The sequence below is a fragment of the Terribacillus saccharophilus genome (assembly GCF_000725365.1).
Taxonomy (GTDB): domain Bacteria; phylum Bacillota; class Bacilli; order Bacillales; family Amphibacillaceae; genus Terribacillus; species Terribacillus saccharophilus.
Genome location: NZ_CP008876.1, coordinates 1,247,140 through 1,265,987 on the forward strand (window position 1 = coordinate 1,247,140; position 18,848 = coordinate 1,265,987).

The following is an 18,848-nucleotide window of genomic DNA, read 5'->3' on the forward strand; positions in this document are numbered from 1 at the left end:
GGAGGAAGCACATGATTGAACAGAAAGGGATCCTTTTCATCCTGTCGGGACCATCCGGTGTCGGAAAAGGGACGGTAAGGAAGGCATTATTCGAACAGGACACACATTTGCGTTACTCAATTAGCATGACAACTAGAAACATGCGGCCAGGAGAACAAGATGGTGTGGACTATTTCTATAAATCGAAGGAAGAATTCGAGCGTTTGATTGGCCAGAATAAGCTCTTGGAATATGCGAGCTATGTGGACAATTATTATGGTACTCCCCGGGATTACGTAGAAGAGACTTTGGAAGCAGGTCATGATGTTTTTCTTGAAATCGAGGTACAAGGTGCTCTTCAGGTGAAGGAAAACTTCCCTCAAGGAGTCTTTATCTTCCTCATTCCGCCTAGCCTGGAGGAATTGAAGAATCGTATTGTCGGACGCGGTACAGAGACGCCGGAACTTGTGAAGAACCGTCTGAATGCTGCCCGTGACGAAATCGAGATGATGGATGCTTATGACTATGTGGTCGTCAATGATCAGCTGGATCACGCCGTGTCGAAGATTCAGTCCATTGTCCAAAGTGAGCATTGCAAACGTGAACGCGTCGCAAAAGAATACAAGAAAGCATTGGAGGTTAATTGATATGATGCTAGAACCGTCTATTGATAAACTACAGGAAAAGATCAATTCGAAATACACACTGGTTACTTTGTCTTCACAGCGTGCACGTCAGCTGCAAGAGACGAAGACAACGAAGATTGCAAACCCGAAATCGTATAAATACGTTGGTATCGCACTGGAAGAAATCCAAGCTGACCAATTGGAATATACAGAAGAATAAACGGTGAGGATGCCAGGTGCATCCGATGGAGATGCCCTCGCGATGGTGAACACCAAGCGGGGGTTTCTTTCTTATTGTGCATCAGGAGGGGGAAGTGTAATGAATTTAGCTGGTAAGACTATTTGTCTGGGAGTTTCCGGAGGCATCGCTGCATATAAGGCATGTGCATTGACGAGCAAACTGACACAACGGGGTGCAGATGTTCATGTCATCATGACAAAGCATGCAGCAGAATTCGTGACACCGCTCACGTTCCAGGCGTTATCCCGTAACCCGGTATATACGGATACCTTTGATGAAAAACACCCAGAGAAAATTGCTCATATAGATTTAGCAGATAAAGCAGACCTATTCCTGCTTGCGCCAACAACCGCTAATCTCATAGGAAAACTTGCTGCAGGTATAGCAGACGATATGTTGACGACTACATTGCTTGCAACAGAGGCACCTGTCTACATTGCGCCTGCTATGAACGTTCATATGTACGCACATCCTGCAGTAATCCGTAATATGCAGCAGCTGGATGACTGGGGTTACCACTTTATCGAACCAGAAGCTGGTTACCTTGCTTGTGGATATGTTGGTAAGGGCAGACTGGAAGAGCCGGAATCCATTATCCGAATCCTAGAAGAAAGAACAGAGCCCAAGCGTGATCTAGAAGGTAAAAAAGTGTTAGTAACGGCAGGACCAACCCAGGAAACGATTGATCCTGTACGTTTCTTCACGAACCATTCTTCGGGCAAGATGGGCTATGCTATGGCAGAGGCCGCTGCTAAACGCGGGGCAGATGTGACGCTTGTGAGCGGACCATCCCAGTTAGCTACACCTCTTGGGGTAAAACGGATAGATATTACAAGTGCCCAGGAGATGCTGGACCAGGTACTATCAGTATACGACCAGCAGGATATCGTTATCAAAGCTGCAGCTGTAGCTGATTATCGACCGGTTCAAACATTCGACTCTAAAGTGAAAAAACAGGATGGAAACTTGTCCATTGAAATGGAACGGACTACCGATATACTTCTGACACTCGGACAGCGGAAGCAGCATCAGTTCCTTGTCGGTTTTGCTGCTGAGACAAATGATGCTGTAGCATATGGCATAGGAAAGCTCGAGCGGAAGCATTTAGACGCCATTTGTGTGAATACAGTCGGAAAGACAGGCGCAGGTTTTCAATCTGACACCAACGAAGTGATTTACTTAAACAGAGAAGGCAAGGAACAGCACCTGCCTTCTGATACGAAAAAACAGATTGCCCACCGGATTCTGGATGAGATTGTGCAAGATATGGAGGCTGACAGAAAATGAACATCGCGAAGGTTGTTGTTGACGTCCCGGCCAGTCAGACCGACCGCGTGTATGATTATTTGATTCCTGAAAAATTGATCAACGTACTCCAGCCGGGAATGCGTGTCATCGTACCATTTGGAAATCGCCGCATCATGGGTTTCGTCCTGGAGATCAGCAGTTCTGCTGAAGTGGACAAGCTAAAGGAAATTCAGGAAACAATGGATCTGCTTCCGGCGTTAACCCCAGAATTGCTTGATTTAGGAGTATGGATGGGGGAGCAGACATTAAGTTTCCATATCACCGCCCTTCAGGCGATGCTGCCGCAAGCGATGAAGGCGACATATCAGAAAGTACTTGTGAGGACTGGGAATATATCAGAAGCATTGATGCCGCTATTTCAAGAAGAAGATACTAGCATGTACGAGCAATTCGAGCATAGCGGTGTTCCTTTAGCGGTTCTGCAACAGGCGATCAAAGCGGGTCAAATAGAACTGCGCTACCAAGTTAACTCTAAAGAAACGAAGAAAACAATCCGGATGATTGATGCAGACAGTTCTGTTGAGGAACTTCAAGAGGCGCTAGGAAAAGTGAACGCTCGCGCTATGAAACAAAGAGCGCTTCTTGAGCATTTCATTGAAGAGCCAGGTCAAATCGCGCAGAAGCATTTGCTTGAAATGTACGAGACGACAGGCTCTACGCTTAAGCCCTTGCTGGATGCCGGATTACTTCGGTCATATGATAAAGAAATACTCCGTGATCCATACAAGGATAAGCAAATTGAGCGTACGAAACCCTTAGAGCTTTCAGATTCACAGGCGAAATCTCTTGAACCGATACTTGAAAGCATCCAGTCCCAAACGCATGAAGTCTTTCTGCTGCACGGCGTTACTGGAAGCGGGAAGACAGAAGTTTATTTGCAGGCAATCCAGCAGGTGCTGGAAAAAGGGCAGGAAGCGATTGTTCTAGTACCTGAAATAGCACTTACTCCCCAGACAGTCAACCGTTTCAAAGGAAGATTCGGCTCTGATGTTGCTGTGCTGCACAGTGCTTTATCAGCCGGTGAGAAGTACGATGAATGGCGAAAGATTCAGCGTAAGCAAGTTAAGGTAGCCGTCGGTGCCAGATCTGCCATTTTTGCTCCTTTTGAAAATCTGGGAATAATCATTATAGATGAAGAACATGAAACAAGTTACAAGCAGGAAGATCACCCCAAATATCATGCCCGCGATATTGCTGTTTTTCGTGGGAAATATCATCATGCTCCGGTTGTTCTTGGTAGTGCGACACCTTCACTCGAATCATATGCTAGAGCTGAAAAAGGTGTCTACCATATGCTGGAGCTTCCAGAGCGTGTGAATCATGCGTCGATGCCAGATTATCAGATCATTGATATGCGAGATGAGCTGCATGCTGGCAACCGGTCAATATTTGCCCGAGAACTGCTGGAACAAATGAAAGAACGCATTCGTAGAAAAGAACAGATTGTTCTCTTCCTCAACCGTCGCGGATACAGCACATTTGTCATGTGCCGTGACTGCGGTCATACAGTGGAATGTCCGCATTGTGATATAACGCTCACATACCATAGAAGCAGTGAGCAGCTTAAATGCCATTATTGCGGCTACGAAGAGCGAATGCCTTCCATCTGCCCTGCTTGTGAAAGTGATACGATACGTTATTTTGGTACGGGTACACAAAAAGTAGAAGAATCACTCACACAACTGCTGCCGGAAGCCCGTGTCATTCGAATGGATGTTGACACGACAAGGCGCAAAGGTGCGCATGAAAAGCTGCTTGGCGCATTTGGCAGAGGAGAAGCCGATATTCTGCTTGGTACCCAGATGATTGCAAAAGGGCTGGATTTCGAAAGAGTAACGCTTGTCGGTGTCCTGGCGGCAGACTCTATGCTGCATTTGCCTGACTTTCGTGCTGCGGAAAAGACGTTCCAGCTGCTGACACAGGTGAGCGGACGAGCTGGTCGGCACAGTTTGCCTGGAGAAGTCATCATCCAAACGTATTCTCCGGAACATTACAGTGTTGAACTTGCTGCAGCAGGGGATTATCGTCCATTTTTCCAGACGGAAATGCAAACACGGAGAGCTTTTCAATATCCGCCTTATTATTATCTGGCTTTATTGACGGTCAGTCACCAGAACCAAGTAAAAGCAATGCAGACGACACAGACGATTGTACAGCTGCTCCAGAAGCACCTGTCCGATCAGGTCCGGATACTTGGACCTACTCCATCGCCGCTGGCGCGGATCAAAGATAGATATCGCTTCCAGTGCATGGTAAAATACAAAAACGAACCGAACCTTCGGGATGTGATCAGAAGAATCCTTCATCACTACGAAGATGCGCGGAAAAAAGAAGATTTGCAAATACACGTTGATTTACAGCCGTATTCGCTCATGTAGGAAAGGAGCTTTTTTGAATGAAACGAATCGTATTCATGGGTACACCAGATTTTGCAGTACCTGTACTTAAACAGCTGACGGAGGAAGATTGCGAGGTGGTGCTTGTTGTCACCCAGCCTGACCGCCCGAAAGGCCGCAAGCGCATCCTCACCAGTTCACCTGTGAAGGAGGAAGCTCTCAAGCACGGAATTCCGGTTTATCAGCCAGAAAAAATCAAGCAAAGTTATGAAGAAATATTCTCCTATGAGCCGGATTTGATCGTAACGGCTGCGTTTGGACAGATATTGCCGAAGGAGCTGCTTGATTATCCGAAATTTGGATGTATCAATGTTCATGCTAGTTTGCTGCCAGAACTTCGAGGCGGTGCTCCGATCCATTATGCTATTCAGCAAGGAAAAGCTGAGACTGGCGTTACTATCATGTATATGGTCGAAAAACTGGATGCCGGCGATATGCTGCTGCAGCGTGCGGTACCAATTACATTGCAAGATCATGTAGGAACGATGCATGATAAATTAGCAACGCTTGGAGCGGAAATGGTTCATGATATTCTTCCAGATATCTTTTCTCGTTCCGTAAATCCAATCAAACAGGACGAAGAAAAAGTCACATTTGCTCCAACAATTAAACGTGAGCAAGAAGTGATTGAGTGGAACCGATCCAATTGGGAAGTTTTCAATCATATCCGAGGCATGCATCCGTGGCCGGTGGCTTTCACGACCTACAAGGACAAGCCTTTCAAGATTTGGTGGAGTGAACTTCTGGACAGTGAATATGATGGAGCGCCAGGAGAGATTGCTAGCATTGAAGCCGATGGCATTATCGTAGTTTGCGGAAACAATACAGCAGTCAAATTAACACAGGTACAGCCAGCGGGTAAAAAACAAATGACTGCAGCAGATTATCTGCGCGGTGTTGGTAAAGAATTGCAAGCTGGAGAAAGGTTGGGCCAGCATGAAGAAGTATGAACTCCGTGATACAGCTGTTACATTGTTATCTCGTATTGGAGATCAGGGCGGCTACAGTCATTTGCTGCTGGATCAGACAATCCGTAATAAAGGTTTTGACAGCAGAGATACAGGACTGCTAACCGAAATCGTTTATGGAACATTATCTTATAAACTGACATTAGAATATTTTCTTCGTCATTTTGTAACAAAGAAATTGGAATCATGGGCGAAATGGCTTTTGCTATCTGCTTTCTACCAAATGTACGTATTGGACAGGGTGCCTGACCATGCCGTTATCCACGAATCCGTTGAAATTGCTAAGCAACGGGGGCATAAAGGTATCGCATCGCTTGTAAATGCTGTACTGCGTAATGCACAGCGAAAAGGATTCCCTAAATTGGATGACATCCAAGACCCAGCAGAGCGTATTTCGCTGGAAACGAGTCATCCAAAATGGCTTGTCCAGCGCTGGATTGCACAATATGGAGAGAAGACAGCTCGTGAAATGTGTGCGGTAAACCAAGTGGAGAAACCAATAAGTGTGCGCGTACAGCCCATGCTGATAACACGCGATGAAGCGATGGAAGAACTGGAGTCTCAAGGATTTACTGTTCGTCCTTCCAACATCAATCCGCAAGGGATTATCGTAGAAGATGGGAATATCCTGAAAAGTGATTTGTTCCTTTCCAATCAAGTGACTGTCCAAGATCAGACGAGTATGCTAGCTGGTCAGATGGTTGATGCAGCAGCCGGTATGACTGTACTGGATGCATGCAGTGCACCGGGCGGAAAGACGACACATATTGCAGAAACAATGGAGAATGAGGGCAAGCTTTATGCGTATGATTTGCATGCTAAGAAAGCGAAGCAGGTTCAGCAAAAAGCAGAGAAGCTCAATCTGACAATAATCGAATCCAATCAGGCAGATGCACGTAACTTGCAGGAGCGGCACCAGCCAGAGAGTTTTGATCGTATCTTGCTTGATGCTCCTTGCTCTGGTTTGGGCGTACTTAGAGGAAAACCGGATATTAAGTACCATAAATCGGAACAAGACGTTTTGTCACTTGCTTCGATTCAGGCTGATCTGCTGGAACAGGTAGCTCCGCTTTTGAAAAAAGACGGAAAGCTATTGTACAGTACCTGTACAGTTGATCAAGCAGAAAACGAACAAGTTGTCCGAGCATTTTTAGAGCAGCATCCGAATTTCGAAGTCGATCCAGAATTCCAGGCTGATTTGCCGCAAGCTGTTAAGAATGCTCCTGGTCTTACCGATGCTGGTTTGCAAGTATTCCCGCAGGATTTTGATACCGATGGCTTTTTCCTTGTCCGACTTGTTAGAAAAGGGTAAAAATGTGGTAGGATAAATTTGGAGCAGCAAACAGACTGCATATAGATGAGGTGAGAAGCGTGAGAGGTTTTTTCATTACCGATCGTGGTCAGATCAGAAGTCATAACGAAGATGCAGGCGGGGTATTCTCCAATTCCCATGCCCAATATCTTGCTGTCATTGCCGATGGTATGGGCGGACATAAAGCAGGTGATGTCGCCAGTCAGCTAGCTATTTCCCATTTACGCAACTGGTGGGAGACTGCTGCTTCCTTCGATTCTCCGCAAAAGACAGAAGAGGCTATCAAGCAAGCAATCAAAGATGTCAATCTAAGTGTGTATGAAGAATCACGTCAGAGTGAAGAATTGGCAGGTATGGGGACGACGATTGTAGCCGCAGTATGTACAGATGATTTTGTTACAATCGCCCATATTGGGGATAGCCGCTGTTATTTGTTGAATGAAGAAGGGTTCAAACAAGTGACACAGGATCATTCCCTTGTAAATGAACTGGTCCGATCTGGTGAAATAACAGAACAAGATGCCGAGCACCATCCCCGTAAGAATGTCCTGCTGCGTGCACTTGGAACTGATAAAGATGTGGAAATGGACTTAGTGTCAATCACTTGGGAAGCAGGAGATCGTTTGCTTTTGTGCTCAGATGGGCTATCAAACAAATTCGACAAGCAGGAGCTTTTGCAGTACCTCACATCTGGAGAAGAGATCGAACATATCGCTTCGCAGCTCGTGACGGTTGCCAATGAGCGAGGCGGAGAAGATAATATCTCCCTGATTATCGCTGATTTGGCTGATACACCTGTCCGGGAGGGTGCATAGCATGCTCGAAGGACGTACGCTGAATGAACGGTACGAAATTCACCGTCTGATCGGCGGAGGCGGTATGGCAAATGTTTATCTTGGCCAGGATATCATCCTCGATCGCGAAGTCGCCATTAAAGTCCTGAAGCTGGAATATGCAAACGATGATGAATTCATTGCAAGGTTCCATCGGGAAGCCCATGCGGCAACTAGTCTTTCACATCCAAATATCGTTACGATTTATGATGTGGGAGATGAGGATGGCATCTACTATATGATCATGGAATATGTCAGCGGAATGACATTGAAGCAATACATACAGACTCATGGTTCTATTGTGGTGCCAGATACAGTCGATATTATGAAACAAGTCACTTCCGCGATTTCACATGCACACGTAAACGGAATCGTTCATCGTGACATCAAACCGCAAAATATCCTGATTGATGATTATGGAAAAGTAAAAGTGACCGACTTCGGTATAGCTACTGCACTGAGTGCAACGTCATTAACCCAGACGAATGCCATGCTGGGATCTGTGCACTATTTGTCACCAGAACAGGCAAGGGGGGGCATAGCTACCAAGAAGTCCGATGTCTATTCTCTCGGTATTGTCATGTTCGAATTACTTACCGGCCGTCTTCCATTTTCCGGTGAGTCTGCTGTCAGTATTGCTCTAAAGCATTTACAGACTGACACGCCATCTGTCAGACGCTGGGCTGGCGATATTCCGCAAAGTGTCGAGAATATTGTTTTGAAGGCCACGACGAAGGATCCTTTTTACCGCTACATGAGCACATATGATATGGAGACAGATTTAGAAACATGTCTGGATCCGTCCAGGGCAAACGAAGAGCGTTATGCTCCTCCTAAGGAAGATGGCGACACAACGAAAGCGATCCCGATTATTTCAGAGAAGGATCTGAACAAAGCATCATTAGCTGATACGATCGTACATAACGGTCATACAAATCCACCGAAACAAGAAGAGCAGAAAAAGCCAAAAAAGAAGAAGAAACGATTGAAAGTGTTTATATGGCTAATTGTCATCCTCTTATTGCTTGCAGGTACAGGAATAGGCATCGTGCTTGCTACGACGCCGAAAGAAGTTACGATGATTGACGTGAGAAATGATTCCTATGCAGATGCAGTCGATAAGTTATCCGATCTGGATCTTCACGTAAAACGGGAAGCAACCGCATCTGATACTGTAGAAGAGGGAAGTGTCGTTAAAACAGATCCGTCAGCAGGCAGTAAGATTAAGGAAGGCTCCAGTGTGACGGTATATACAAGTATCGGCAAAGAAAAAGAAGAATTTGATGATTACGAAGGCAAGTCGTTCTCTCAAGTGGAAAAACTATTGGATGATAAGGGATATAAGAATGTACGATCTTACGAGGAGTTCTCTGATCAACCTGTTGGTACAATCATATCCCAAATCCAGCCTCAAGCAGGAACAAAAGTGGTTCCGGAGGATACAACTGTCATCTTTGAAGTAAGCAAAGGGCCAGAAGCGGTGACGCTCACAGATTTGACTGGTATGACGGAAGAAGAAGCACAATCTTATTTAGACAAGAATGATTTAGATGGTAATTTCATTGAACAGCCTTCAAATGAAGTCGAGGAGGGTATTGTAATCCGGCATGATCCAGGCTCAGGCCAATCGATTGAAGAAAATGGCAGTGTCGATCTGTACGTATCAACTGGTCCGGAGAATTTGCCTCCTGCGACGCACACGGTTACCTTCACTGTTCCTTATGAGCCTGATGAAACACAGACAGGCGAAGACGAACAGACCGAAGAAACAGAGGAAGATCCAGTCCCTCAGATAGTTCAGATCTATGTTGGTGACGCAGACCATGATGTGACTGAGCTTTATGATGAACGTGCTATTACAGAAGACGAGGAAATTACGCTGACTCTCAGCATACCGGCTGGCGGAGAAGCTGAATATCGTATATTGCGTGATGATGAAGTAGTTTTGGAAAAAACGGTTCCGTATGAAGACAGGGAAGGTGAATAAATGCCATCAGGTAAGATCATGAAAGCACTGAGTGGGTTTTACTATGTGCTTACAGAAGACGGAGAAACCTATCAATGCCGTGGCAGAGGGGTATTCCGCAAACAAAAAATAACGCCGCTGGTCGGTGATCAAGTGGAATTCGAAGCGGAGACAAAGCAAGAAGGCTATGTGCTGGATGTTGGTCCGCGGAAGAATGAGCTAGTCAGGCCCCCAATCGCCAATATCGATCAGGCGATCATCGTAACATCAGCAGCTCAGCCAGATTTCAGCACAGCATTGCTTGACCGCTTCCTTGTACTAGTAGAGTCAAAAGCTATCGAGCCAGTTATTTTCATTACAAAAATGGACATGCTGTCAGCAGATCAATTGGCCAGAATCGAAGCGTTTAAAAAGGATTATCAACAGATTGGCTATTCAGTTGAGATGTTATCTTCCAAAGAAGAAACTAATTTAGAACAAGTACAGCTGCACATGAAAGACAAGATTTCGGTTATCGCAGGGCAATCTGGTGTGGGCAAGTCTTCAATGCTGAACGCTATCGATCCGCGCCTGGACTTAGAAACAAATGAGATATCTGAAAGTCTAGGGCGCGGGCGCCATACGACAAGACATGTGGAGCTTATACCAATCGGCGGCGGACTTGTTGCGGACACACCTGGATTCAGCTCATTGGAGTTCACCGAATTGGAAGCCGAAGAGCTGCCATCTTGTTTCCCTGAATTCAGGGAGCGTGAAGACGACTGTAAATTTAGAGGCTGTATGCATCACAAGGAACCAAAATGTGCGGTAAAGGACGCAGTCGAATCAGGAGAGATTCCTGAATACCGTTACACACATTATCTGCAGTTCCTAGAGGAAATCAAATCGAGAAAGCCGAGGTATTAATGATGACGAAAATCGCACCATCTATTCTTTCAGCTGACTTCGCAAATTTGGCAAATGAAATTCGGGATGTAGAAAAAGGCGGAGCCGACTACATCCATGTCGATGTAATGGACGGTCATTTTGTCCCGAATATTACAATCGGTCCCCTTATTGTGGAGGCGATTCGTCCTGTGACTAAGCTGCCCCTTGATGTACATTTGATGATCGAAAACCCAGATCAATACATTGATGCATTCATCAAGGCGGGAGCGGATATCATTACAGTCCACCAAGAGGCATGTGTTCATTTGCATCGTACAATCATGATGATCAAAGAGCAAGGAGTTAAAGCCGGTGTTGTATTGAATCCTGCCACTCCAGTAAGCTTGATTGAAGAGATCTTGCCAGAGTTGGATATGGTGTTATTGATGACGGTGAACCCAGGCTTTGGCGGCCAACGATTTATTCCTTCCGTGTTGAAGAAAGTAGAAGAGCTGTCTAGTCTTCGCGAAGCACTCGAGCTCGACTTTGAAATCGAGATTGATGGCGGTGTGAATATTGAAACGGCGGGACTATGTACAAATGCAGGTGCGGACGTGCTAGTTGCCGGAAGTGCTGTCTATAATCAGGAAGATCGGGCTGCGGCGATTGCAGCAATCCGGGAAGCGGCTGAATAACGTATGAGTACCAAGCTTAGTATCGGGCTTGTCGGCGGCGCGGGTAGACTGCCGGATTTATATCCTGAACATCATCATATTTGGATTGGAGCAGATGCGGGAGCACTAGCGCTGGCATCTGCGGGCATCCGGATGAAGGTGGCAATTGGTGATTTTGATTCTGTATCGGAAGAAGAACTGGTTACGATCCGTCGATACGCTGATCAGATGCTGGTTTATCCACCTGAAAAAGATGAAACGGATTTTGAACTCGCCATCCGGAAAGCAGAAGAATTGGGTGCTACTGATGTGGCTGTGTATGGGGTGACCGGCGGAAGACTTGATCATGAACTAATAAACATTCAGATGCTTTACCGCCTGCTTGACAGTTTCGAGCAAGCAGTCATTATCGATTGGCAGAATAATATTCGATTGCACCGACCTGGTACATACCGGATAGAACAAGATGATACATATCGTTATATATCATTTCTTTCCTTCTCTGAGCAAGTTAATGGTCTAACCTTGACTGGCTTTAAATATCCTTTAACAGATGCTTCAATCCATTGGGGAGAAACATTGTCCATCTCTAATGAGCTTGTTGCACAATCTGGTACTTATTCATTTGCTTCAGGCATAGTAATAATGATAAAGAGCAAGGATGTTTAAAAGCTACAGCGTTTAGGCTGCTCAGGAAAAAGGAGGAAGGGGATCTTATGAAATTTTATACCTTTAAACTCCCGAGGTTCATCGGTGGCTTCGTCCGCGTCATTATCGGAACGTTTAAAAAAGATTAGCACAAAAAAAGCACTCCTTTCGAGAAAGGGTGCTTTTTTTGTCGCATGCGAATGCTACCATAAAAGTATTTTAGAAATGCTATTTATACGCGTTCGATGTTACCTTTTTTAAGTGCACGAGCTGAAACGTAAACTTTTTTAGGTTTACCATCAACAAGAATGCGAACTTTTTGAACGTTTGCTTTCCAAGTACGTTTATTAGCGTTCATGGCATGAGAACGAGCATTACCAGAACGAGTAGTACGTCCTGTGATTACACATTTGCGTCCCATGTTATCCCTCCTAATATTACGAGTTAATTTTTAACACTAAACAAATTTATCACAACTCGGCACGTAATGCAATAATCTAACAAAAATATATCAAGAAAAATTACTTGACAGTAAACTGTTTAGCTGGCATTGTAAAAAGGGCTATTTTTAATCCGCTTTCAAATAGAGTTTCCATATAGTATAGTAGGGATAGATTTGAGAAGCGTTAGGAGGAGCCGTATGACCCTTCATCTGACTACAGAAGATGGAAGTATTACGATCGCCACGGATGTGATCGCAACATTGGCTGGAAGTGCCGCGGTAAAATGCTATGGCATCGTTGGTATGGCTTCCAGACATCAATTACGTGACGGCATAGCAGAAATTCTCCGCAGGGAGAACTACTCGAAAGGGATAGTTGTAACCCAGGCGGACAACAAAGTCCAGATCGACTTACATATTATTGTAAGTTATGGAACGAAGATATCCGAGGTTGCACATAATGTGCAATCCCAAGTGAAATATACATTGGATCGGGCATTGGGCGTACTGACGAGCTCTGTGAACATTTATATACAAGGCGTCAGTGTTTCTGCAGACTAAGATAGCCGGCAGATTTAAGGAGGAAACAGTTTGAGTGTTGGAAATGTGGATGGAAAGACATTTGCGGGGATGCTTCTGACTGGTGCAAATCATCTGGCGAATAACGCTAAGACGATAGATGCGCTGAATGTATTTCCCGTGCCGGATGGCGATACAGGTACAAACATGAATTTGACAATAACGTCTGGGGCAAAGGCTGTTCAAGAAGCTGACAGTCAAGAAGTCGGTGTACTTGCTGCGGCCTTTGCCAAAGGTCTGCTGATGGGAGCAAGAGGCAACTCTGGCGTTATTCTCTCTCAGCTTTTCCGTGGCTTTGCCAAAGCATTGGAAGGGCAAAAGGATCTGACAGCAGGCAAGCTTGCCCATGCGCTGGATGCTGGTGTCAAATCGGCTTATAAAGCCGTCATGAAGCCAGTGGAAGGGACGATTCTTACTGTAGCAAAAGATGCTGCAGCCGCTGCGGTAGAAAAATCAAAAACTGAAGCTGATTCAATAGAGTTATTCAGGTATGTCGTGAAATCTGCCAAGGAAAGTCTAAGTCGTACTCCTGATCTCCTTCCTGTTCTAAAGGAAGTCGGTGTTGTTGACAGTGGGGGCCAGGGCTTGGTTACTGTTTATGAAGGATTCCTTGCAGCTCTGACAGGAGAAGAACTGCCTGCTGAGGTGCAGCATGGCAAGATGGAGAATCTCGTCAGTGCGGAGCATCACAAGCAAGCGCAGGATTTTTTGGATACAGCTGATATCACGTATGGCTATTGCACCGAATTTATGGTCAAATTCGAAGCGGACAAGCTTCAGGAACATCCTTTCGATGAGCAGGCTTATCGTGAGGAATTGAACGGTCGAGGAGACTCCTTACTTGTTGTCGCGGATGAAGATGTCGTAAAGGTCCATATTCATACCGAGTATCCAGGTGAAGTGATGACATATAGTCAAGCATTCGGCAGTCTGATCAACATGAAAATAGAAAACATGCGTGAACAGCATGCAGCTATTGTTGGTAAAAAAGAAAAGAAGGAACGCAATCAGCATGCCATTGTGACAGTTGCAATGGGAGAAGGTGTCAAAGCATTGTTTGAGAGCCTTGGTGCAAATGTCGTCATCTCGGGCGGACAGACAATGAACCCTAGCACACAGGACATCACTGACGCCATTAAAACTGCTAACGCGGACTCTGTCTATATTTTGCCTAATAATAAGAATATCATCATGGCTGCTGAACAAGCAGCCCAAATGGCAGAGGAGCAGGTGTTTGTAGTTCCGACAAAAACGATACCGCAGGGTATGCGTTCGTTGCTTGCTTTCGATGCTACCCAGCAATCAGATGGCAATGCTGAGGCTATGAAAGAAGCCATTTCACAAGTGAAATCCGGACAAGTGACACATGCTGTTCGTGATACGACAATCGAAGGCGTATCAATTAAAGAAGGACAATTCATAGCTATCCAGGAAAGTAAAATCATTGCAGCAGCTTCTGACGCAGAAGAAGCCTTAGAGCTGCTGCTTGAGAAAATGGTCAGTGAAGAAGATGAATTGATAACAGTTATTCGCGGTGAAGACGCGGAAGATACTGATGATCGCTTGGAGGATTTTGTTGAAGGGAAATTCCCTGAAGCGGAACTCGAGATTCATGAAGGAAATCAGCCTGTCTACACGTACTTGGTCGCAGTTGAATAATGATGGGGAAAGGCTCCTTAACGGGAGCTTTTTTCATTGGTTCTAGTAGGAACATATGTGTGATACATGCTAAAATAGAAGAAGAAGGAGTGAGCCTATGAAATATCAATCCGTATTCGATATTATTGGACCGGTCATGGTCGGTCCATCTAGTTCGCATACTGCCGGGGCTGCCCGTATTGGCCGCGCCGCAAGACTCATTTTCGGACTACAGCCGACTTGGGCGACGGTACATCTTTATGGATCATTTGCGAAAACGTATCGCGGTCATGGTACGGACTTAGCTATTGCTGGTGGTTTGCTTGGCTATGATACAGATGATGATCGAATCAGGTTCGCATTGGAAACAGCCGAAAAACACAATATGAAAATCGAATTCATTGAAGATACAGCTGCTACAGAACATCCAAACACTGCAAGAATAAAGCTTGGGACAGATGACAGCAGCATGGAGCTGGTCGGTATTTCTATCGGCGGCGGAAAAGTAGAAATTACAGAGCTAAATGGCTTTGAACTGCGTATGTCAGGTAATAAGCCCGCTATTTTGATTATGCATAATGATCGCTTTGGCGCGATAGCTTCCGTGACTCAAATTTTAGCGAGGCACGAAATAAATATAGCGCATATGGAAGTTTCCCGTAAGGATGTCGGAAAGGATGCGCTCATGGTGATCGAGACGGATCAAAACGTGGAGGATGATGTGATGCAAGTTTTAGAAAAAGCTTCGCACATCAACCGTGTATCCCGCTTGATCAATTAAACAGGAGGAATGAATATGTTTCGCAATGTAGCGGAATTGCTTGAACAAGCGAATGCAGACAGTATATCCATTTCGGAAGTTATGATACGCCAGGAAATGGATATACATCAGCGTTCCCGTGAAGAAGTTATGGGGCAGATGGAACGGAACCTGCAAATTATGGAAGAAGCAGTAGAACGCGGGTTGAAGGGAGTTACATCCCACTCTGGTTTGACAGGAAATGATGCTGTTTTGCTTCAGCAGTATATGGCGAAAGGCAACACCCTTTCTGGTCATCTGCTTTTAGATGCCGTAAGTAAAGCTGTTGCAACCAACGAAGTGAATGCAGCGATGGGAATGATCTGCGCCACACCAACAGCAGGAAGTGCGGGCTGTGTGCCGGGAGCGTTATTCGCTGTTAAAGAAAGACTGAATCCGACTCGTGAGCAAATGATCCGTTTCCTGTTCACAGCAGGAGCATTTGGATTTGTTGTCGCCAACAATGCATCCATCAGTGGTGCTGAAGGCGGTTGTCAGGCTGAAGTAGGCTCGGCTGCTGCGATGGCTAGTGCGGCTGTGGTAGAAATGGCTGGAGGAACACCAGAACAAAGTTCCGAAGCGTTTGCAATAACGTTAAAAAACATGCTTGGTCTTGTATGTGATCCAGTTGCTGGCCTGGTAGAAGTGCCTTGTATCAAACGAAATGCAGCCGGGGCTTCTAATGCAATCGTATCTGCTGACATGGCATTGGCGGGTATCACAAGCAGGATACCTTGTGATGAAGTGATTGGAGCTATGTACCGGATCGGTAAGAGTATGCCATCAGCACTTCGGGAAACAGCTGAAGGCGGGTTGGCTGCTACGCCGACCGGACGCCGTTTGGCAGATATGATATACGGGATTACGAAAGGGAAAGAGTGAGGAATGTGTTAAAGCAACCGGTTGATCAAGTCAAGGGAATCGGTGCAAAGCTTGCGGAAGGATTGGCGAATATGGGGATCTTCACAGTCGAAGATCTCCTTTTTCATCTGCCGTATCGGTATGATGTCTTCGATGTCCAGCCGTTAGCTGAACTGATTCATGATGATAAAGTGACGATTGAAGGTGAAATCACCTCACCGGCTCAAGTGCAATATTATGGACGGAAAAAGAACAAACTAACTGTAACGCTCCTAGTGGAGAATGTTGCAGTGAAGGCGATCATGTTCAATCGGGCATTTGCCCAGAAACAGCTTATGCCGGGCAAAAAGGTGACAATGACAGGCAAGTGGGATCAGCATCGTCTGCAGCTTACTGTCAGCAACTTCAAAGTTGGCGGAGCAGATGAGCTGACTCCTGTTCAGCCTGTTTACGGTGTGAAAGGTACAGTTACAGTACGACAGCTGCAAAAAAGCGTAAAGCAGGCGTTGGAACAGTATGAGGAAGACATCGCGGAAATTCTTCCAGCATCCTTTTTAGCAGCTTATAAAATGCCAGACCGAAAAACGGCATTGCATTATATGCATTTTCCGCCTGACAGACAAGCGCTGGCTCATGGTCGTAGACGATTCACATACGAAGAATTTTTATTGTTCCAGCTGAAAATGCAATTTATCCGAAAACAAAAACGGGAAGCGTCTGCTGGAGGCAGCTTAGCGTATGATCAAGAGAAGGTACAAGCTTTTGTAACCACTCTTCCTTTTACGTTGACGAACGCCCAGCAGCGTGTGCTGAAGGATATTATGCGGGATTTACATTCTTCTTACCGAATGAACCGCCTTTTACAAGGGGATGTTGGATCTGGTAAAACAGCTGTTGCAGCTGTTGCGCTTTATGCGGCAGTTACAGCAGGTAAACAGGGCGCAATTATGGTCCCGACAGAGATTTTAGCAGAACAGCACGCGCAGTCTTTAGCTAATATGCTGGAAGGATTCGCCACAGTAGCACTGCTTACTGGAAGTGTCAAAGGCAAACGCCGGAAAGCGGTCCTCGAACAGATTGTAAATGGGGAAGTGGACATTGTTGTCGGTACACACGCGCTGATCCAGGATGAAGTGCATTTTAAAAATCTTGCTCTAGCTATAGTTGACGAACAGCATCGATTTGGCGTTGCACAGCGCCGAACACTTCGTGATAAAGGTCTTCATCCCGATGTTTTATTCATGACTGCTACTCCGATTCCAAGGACACTGGCCATTACTGCATTCGGCGATATGGATGTGTCGGCTATTGATGAAATGCCAGCTGGGCGTAAAGAAATAGAAACATATTGGGTAAAAGAAAATACGATAGATCGGGTGCTGGATTTCATCCGGAAAGAAGTCGCAGCCGGTCATCAGGCGTATGTTATAAGCCCGCTGATCGAAGAATCGGACAAGCTGGATATCCAGAATGCTGTCGATCTGCATCAAATGCTTTCTGCTGTTTTTGAGCCGGATATTCGTGTCGGACTCATGCATGGACGTTTGCCATCTGATGAAAAAGACGCGGTAATGAAAGAATTCGCCGACAATGAAACTCAAGTTCTTGTGTCTACCACAGTAGTGGAAGTTGGTGTGAACGTTCCGAATGCTACGCTGATGATCATCTATGATGCAGAGCGCTTCGGGCTATCCCAGCTGCATCAGCTGCGGGGACGAGTAGGTCGTGGGGATGCGCAAAGTTACTGTATCTTGATTGCCGAACCAAAAGGGGAAATCGGAAAAGAACGTATGCGCATCATGACAGAAACAACGAACGGATTCGAGCTGTCCGAACAGGATTTGCAGCTTCGGGGTCCTGGTGATTTCTTTGGTAAAAAGCAGAGCGGGATACCGGAATTCAAGGTTGGCGATATGGTGCACGACTACCGGGCACTGGAAACAGCGCGTAAGGATGCGGAGCAAATCATTGCAGAAGAAAGACTGGAAAATGACCCGGCTTACCGCAATTTATTGCAAGCGTTGGATACAGAGTTTGCGCTGAACGGGAATGTGCTCGACTAAAAACGGCTGTTGCAAATTCTGGTCTGCTATTATATATTACTTTTAGTACCTAGTCTTAATTTTGGCGGTGGAGAGATGAGAAGAAGCAAAAAAGACAGACAGGACTTACTGCGGGAAACAATCGAAAAAACACCGTTTATAACAGACGAGGAATTGGCAAAGAAATTTGCTGTCAGTATCCAAACAATCCGATTGGACCGAATGGAACTGACAATTCCGGAGCTGCGGGAACGGATTAAGCACGTCGCTCATTCACAGTGGGATGAAACCGTGAAAAGCATCAACATTGATGAGGTAATTGGTGAAATCATTGACCTAGAGTTAGATGATCGGGCGATAAGTATATTGGATATTAAACCGGAGCATGTTTTCACACGAAATCAGATTGCCAGAGGGCATCATCTGTTTGCGCAGGCCAATTCCTTGGCGGTCGCGCTGATTGATGATCCGTTCGCACTTACTTTCCACTCGGAAATCACCTTTACAAGACAGGTGAAACTCCATGAGCGGGTAGTAGCCAAAGCGAAAGTTATTCGTCAGGACAGGAAGCGGACGATCATCCAAGTGGATAGTGCTGTTGATCAAGAAGAAGTATTTAAAGGTACGTTCGAGATGTTCCGCTCGAGCGTGAAAGAAGGGAAATAAGTT

The 18,848-nt window shown here is 45.7% G+C and carries 19 protein-coding genes; 18 read left to right on the forward strand and 1 reads right to left on the reverse strand.

Annotated features, from left to right (window positions below):
- The first annotated feature begins 11 nt into the window (after window positions 1-11).
- From gmk to spoVM, 12 genes are all read left to right on the forward strand, one after another.
- Entirely contained in the window at window positions 12-626 is a 615-nt protein-coding gene (gene gmk / locus GZ22_RS06310) for a guanylate kinase (protein WP_038560052.1), read from the forward strand.
- Window position 627: 1 nt separating this feature from the next.
- Complete coding sequence (gene rpoZ / locus GZ22_RS06315) at window positions 628-825, forward strand: DNA-directed RNA polymerase subunit omega (protein ID WP_281176674.1); 198 nt, start codon at window positions 628-630, stop codon at window positions 823-825.
- A gap of 99 nt (window positions 826-924) precedes the next feature.
- Window positions 925-2,133, forward strand: coding sequence for a bifunctional phosphopantothenoylcysteine decarboxylase/phosphopantothenate--cysteine ligase CoaBC (gene coaBC / locus GZ22_RS06320; RefSeq protein ID WP_038560055.1), 1,209 nt, complete (start codon window positions 925-927; stop codon window positions 2,131-2,133).
- On the forward strand, window positions 2,130-4,532 hold the full coding sequence (gene priA / locus GZ22_RS06325) for a primosomal protein N' (protein ID WP_038560057.1): 2,403 nt from the start codon (window positions 2,130-2,132) through the stop codon (window positions 4,530-4,532). The genes coaBC and priA overlap by 4 nt, the downstream gene beginning before the upstream one ends.
- Before the next feature lie 17 nt (window positions 4,533-4,549).
- A complete protein-coding gene (gene fmt, locus GZ22_RS06330; protein WP_038560060.1) occupies window positions 4,550-5,500 on the forward strand; it encodes a methionyl-tRNA formyltransferase in 951 nt (316 codons plus the stop codon).
- Window positions 5,487-6,830 (forward strand): 16S rRNA (cytosine(967)-C(5))-methyltransferase RsmB, encoded by a 1,344-nt coding sequence (rsmB, locus tag GZ22_RS06335; RefSeq protein WP_038560063.1) that lies wholly within the window; start codon window positions 5,487-5,489, stop codon window positions 6,828-6,830. Before fmt ends, rsmB begins: the two co-directional genes overlap by 14 nt.
- 59 nt (window positions 6,831-6,889) lie before the next feature.
- On the forward strand, window positions 6,890-7,645 hold the full coding sequence (locus GZ22_RS06340; protein WP_038560065.1) for a Stp1/IreP family PP2C-type Ser/Thr phosphatase: 756 nt from the start codon (window positions 6,890-6,892) through the stop codon (window positions 7,643-7,645).
- A gap of 1 nt (window position 7,646) precedes the next feature.
- Complete coding sequence (pknB, locus tag GZ22_RS06345) at window positions 7,647-9,650, forward strand: Stk1 family PASTA domain-containing Ser/Thr kinase (protein WP_038560069.1); 2,004 nt, start codon at window positions 7,647-7,649, stop codon at window positions 9,648-9,650.
- Window positions 9,651-10,535: a ribosome small subunit-dependent GTPase A gene (gene rsgA, locus GZ22_RS06350; RefSeq protein ID WP_038560071.1), complete on the forward strand. Its 885-nt coding sequence runs from the start codon at window positions 9,651-9,653 to the stop codon at window positions 10,533-10,535.
- 2 nt (window positions 10,536-10,537) lie between these two features.
- The gene (gene rpe / locus GZ22_RS06355) at window positions 10,538-11,191 is read left to right on the forward strand and encodes a ribulose-phosphate 3-epimerase (RefSeq protein ID WP_038565738.1); all 654 of its coding nucleotides are present in this window, start codon (window positions 10,538-10,540) and stop codon (window positions 11,189-11,191) included.
- Window positions 11,192-11,194: 3 nt separating this feature from the next.
- Entirely contained in the window at window positions 11,195-11,839 is a 645-nt protein-coding gene (locus GZ22_RS06360) for a thiamine diphosphokinase (RefSeq protein ID WP_038560074.1), read from the forward strand.
- 47 nt (window positions 11,840-11,886) lie between these two features.
- Window positions 11,887-11,967: a stage V sporulation protein SpoVM gene (gene spoVM, locus GZ22_RS18200; protein ID WP_077309667.1), complete on the forward strand. Its 81-nt coding sequence runs from the start codon at window positions 11,887-11,889 to the stop codon at window positions 11,965-11,967.
- A gap of 83 nt (window positions 11,968-12,050) precedes the next feature.
- Here the strand turns inward: spoVM and rpmB are convergent, their stop codons facing one another.
- Complete coding sequence (gene rpmB, locus GZ22_RS06365; protein WP_038560076.1) at window positions 12,051-12,239, reverse strand: 50S ribosomal protein L28; 189 nt, start codon at window positions 12,237-12,239, stop codon at window positions 12,051-12,053.
- A gap of 219 nt (window positions 12,240-12,458) precedes the next feature.
- Here rpmB and GZ22_RS06370 point away from each other — a divergent pair, with 219 nt between their 5' ends.
- The 6 genes from GZ22_RS06370 (at window position 12,459) to fapR (ending at window position 18,845) form a co-directional block, all read left to right on the forward strand.
- Window positions 12,459-12,821 carry an Asp23/Gls24 family envelope stress response protein gene (locus GZ22_RS06370; RefSeq protein WP_038560079.1) on the forward strand — a complete coding sequence of 121 codons (363 nt, stop codon included), beginning with the start codon at window positions 12,459-12,461 and terminating at the stop codon, window positions 12,819-12,821.
- A gap of 30 nt (window positions 12,822-12,851) precedes the next feature.
- Window positions 12,852-14,498, forward strand: coding sequence for a DAK2 domain-containing protein (locus tag GZ22_RS06375; protein WP_038560081.1), 1,647 nt, complete (start codon window positions 12,852-12,854; stop codon window positions 14,496-14,498).
- A 97-nt stretch (window positions 14,499-14,595) separates the two neighbouring features.
- Window positions 14,596-15,258: an L-serine ammonia-lyase, iron-sulfur-dependent subunit beta gene (gene sdaAB / locus GZ22_RS06380; protein ID WP_038560084.1), complete on the forward strand. Its 663-nt coding sequence runs from the start codon at window positions 14,596-14,598 to the stop codon at window positions 15,256-15,258.
- 15 nt (window positions 15,259-15,273) lie between these two features.
- A complete protein-coding gene (sdaAA, locus tag GZ22_RS06385; RefSeq protein ID WP_093879862.1) occupies window positions 15,274-16,158 on the forward strand; it encodes an L-serine ammonia-lyase, iron-sulfur-dependent, subunit alpha in 885 nt (294 codons plus the stop codon).
- 5 nt (window positions 16,159-16,163) lie between these two features.
- A complete protein-coding gene (recG, locus tag GZ22_RS06390; protein WP_038560089.1) occupies window positions 16,164-18,200 on the forward strand; it encodes an ATP-dependent DNA helicase RecG in 2,037 nt (678 codons plus the stop codon).
- Window positions 18,201-18,275: 75 nt separating this feature from the next.
- Window positions 18,276-18,845 (forward strand): transcription factor FapR, encoded by a 570-nt coding sequence (fapR, locus tag GZ22_RS06395; protein ID WP_038560091.1) that lies wholly within the window; start codon window positions 18,276-18,278, stop codon window positions 18,843-18,845.
- Window positions 18,846-18,848 lie beyond the last annotated feature (3 nt).

Excerpts from the sequence above, each read along its gene's own strand:
- gmk (WP_038560052.1), top strand. The coding sequence starts at position 12 with ATGATTGAACAGAAAGGGATCCTTTTCATCCTGTCGGGACCATCCGGT.
- rpoZ (WP_281176674.1), top strand. The coding sequence starts at position 628 with ATGATGCTAGAACCGTCTATTGATAAACTACAGGAAAAGATCAATTCG.
- coaBC (WP_038560055.1), top strand. The coding sequence starts at position 925 with ATGAATTTAGCTGGTAAGACTATTTGTCTGGGAGTTTCCGGAGGCATC.
- priA (WP_038560057.1), top strand. The coding sequence starts at position 2,130 with ATGAACATCGCGAAGGTTGTTGTTGACGTCCCGGCCAGTCAGACCGAC.
- fmt (WP_038560060.1), top strand. The coding sequence starts at position 4,550 with ATGAAACGAATCGTATTCATGGGTACACCAGATTTTGCAGTACCTGTA.
- rsmB (WP_038560063.1), top strand. The coding sequence starts at position 5,487 with ATGAAGAAGTATGAACTCCGTGATACAGCTGTTACATTGTTATCTCGT.
- pknB (WP_038560069.1), top strand. The coding sequence starts at position 7,647 with ATGCTCGAAGGACGTACGCTGAATGAACGGTACGAAATTCACCGTCTG.
- rsgA (WP_038560071.1), top strand. The coding sequence starts at position 9,651 with ATGCCATCAGGTAAGATCATGAAAGCACTGAGTGGGTTTTACTATGTG.
- rpe (WP_038565738.1), top strand. The coding sequence starts at position 10,538 with ATGACGAAAATCGCACCATCTATTCTTTCAGCTGACTTCGCAAATTTG.
- GZ22_RS06360 (WP_038560074.1), top strand. The coding sequence starts at position 11,195 with ATGAGTACCAAGCTTAGTATCGGGCTTGTCGGCGGCGCGGGTAGACTG.
- spoVM (WP_077309667.1), top strand. The coding sequence starts at position 11,887 with ATGAAATTTTATACCTTTAAACTCCCGAGGTTCATCGGTGGCTTCGTC.
- rpmB (WP_038560076.1), bottom strand. The coding sequence starts at position 12,239 with ATGGGACGCAAATGTGTAATCACAGGACGTACTACTCGTTCTGGTAAT.
- GZ22_RS06370 (WP_038560079.1), top strand. The coding sequence starts at position 12,459 with ATGACCCTTCATCTGACTACAGAAGATGGAAGTATTACGATCGCCACG.
- sdaAB (WP_038560084.1), top strand. The coding sequence starts at position 14,596 with ATGAAATATCAATCCGTATTCGATATTATTGGACCGGTCATGGTCGGT.
- sdaAA (WP_093879862.1), top strand. The coding sequence starts at position 15,274 with ATGTTTCGCAATGTAGCGGAATTGCTTGAACAAGCGAATGCAGACAGT.
- fapR (WP_038560091.1), top strand. The coding sequence starts at position 18,276 with ATGAGAAGAAGCAAAAAAGACAGACAGGACTTACTGCGGGAAACAATC.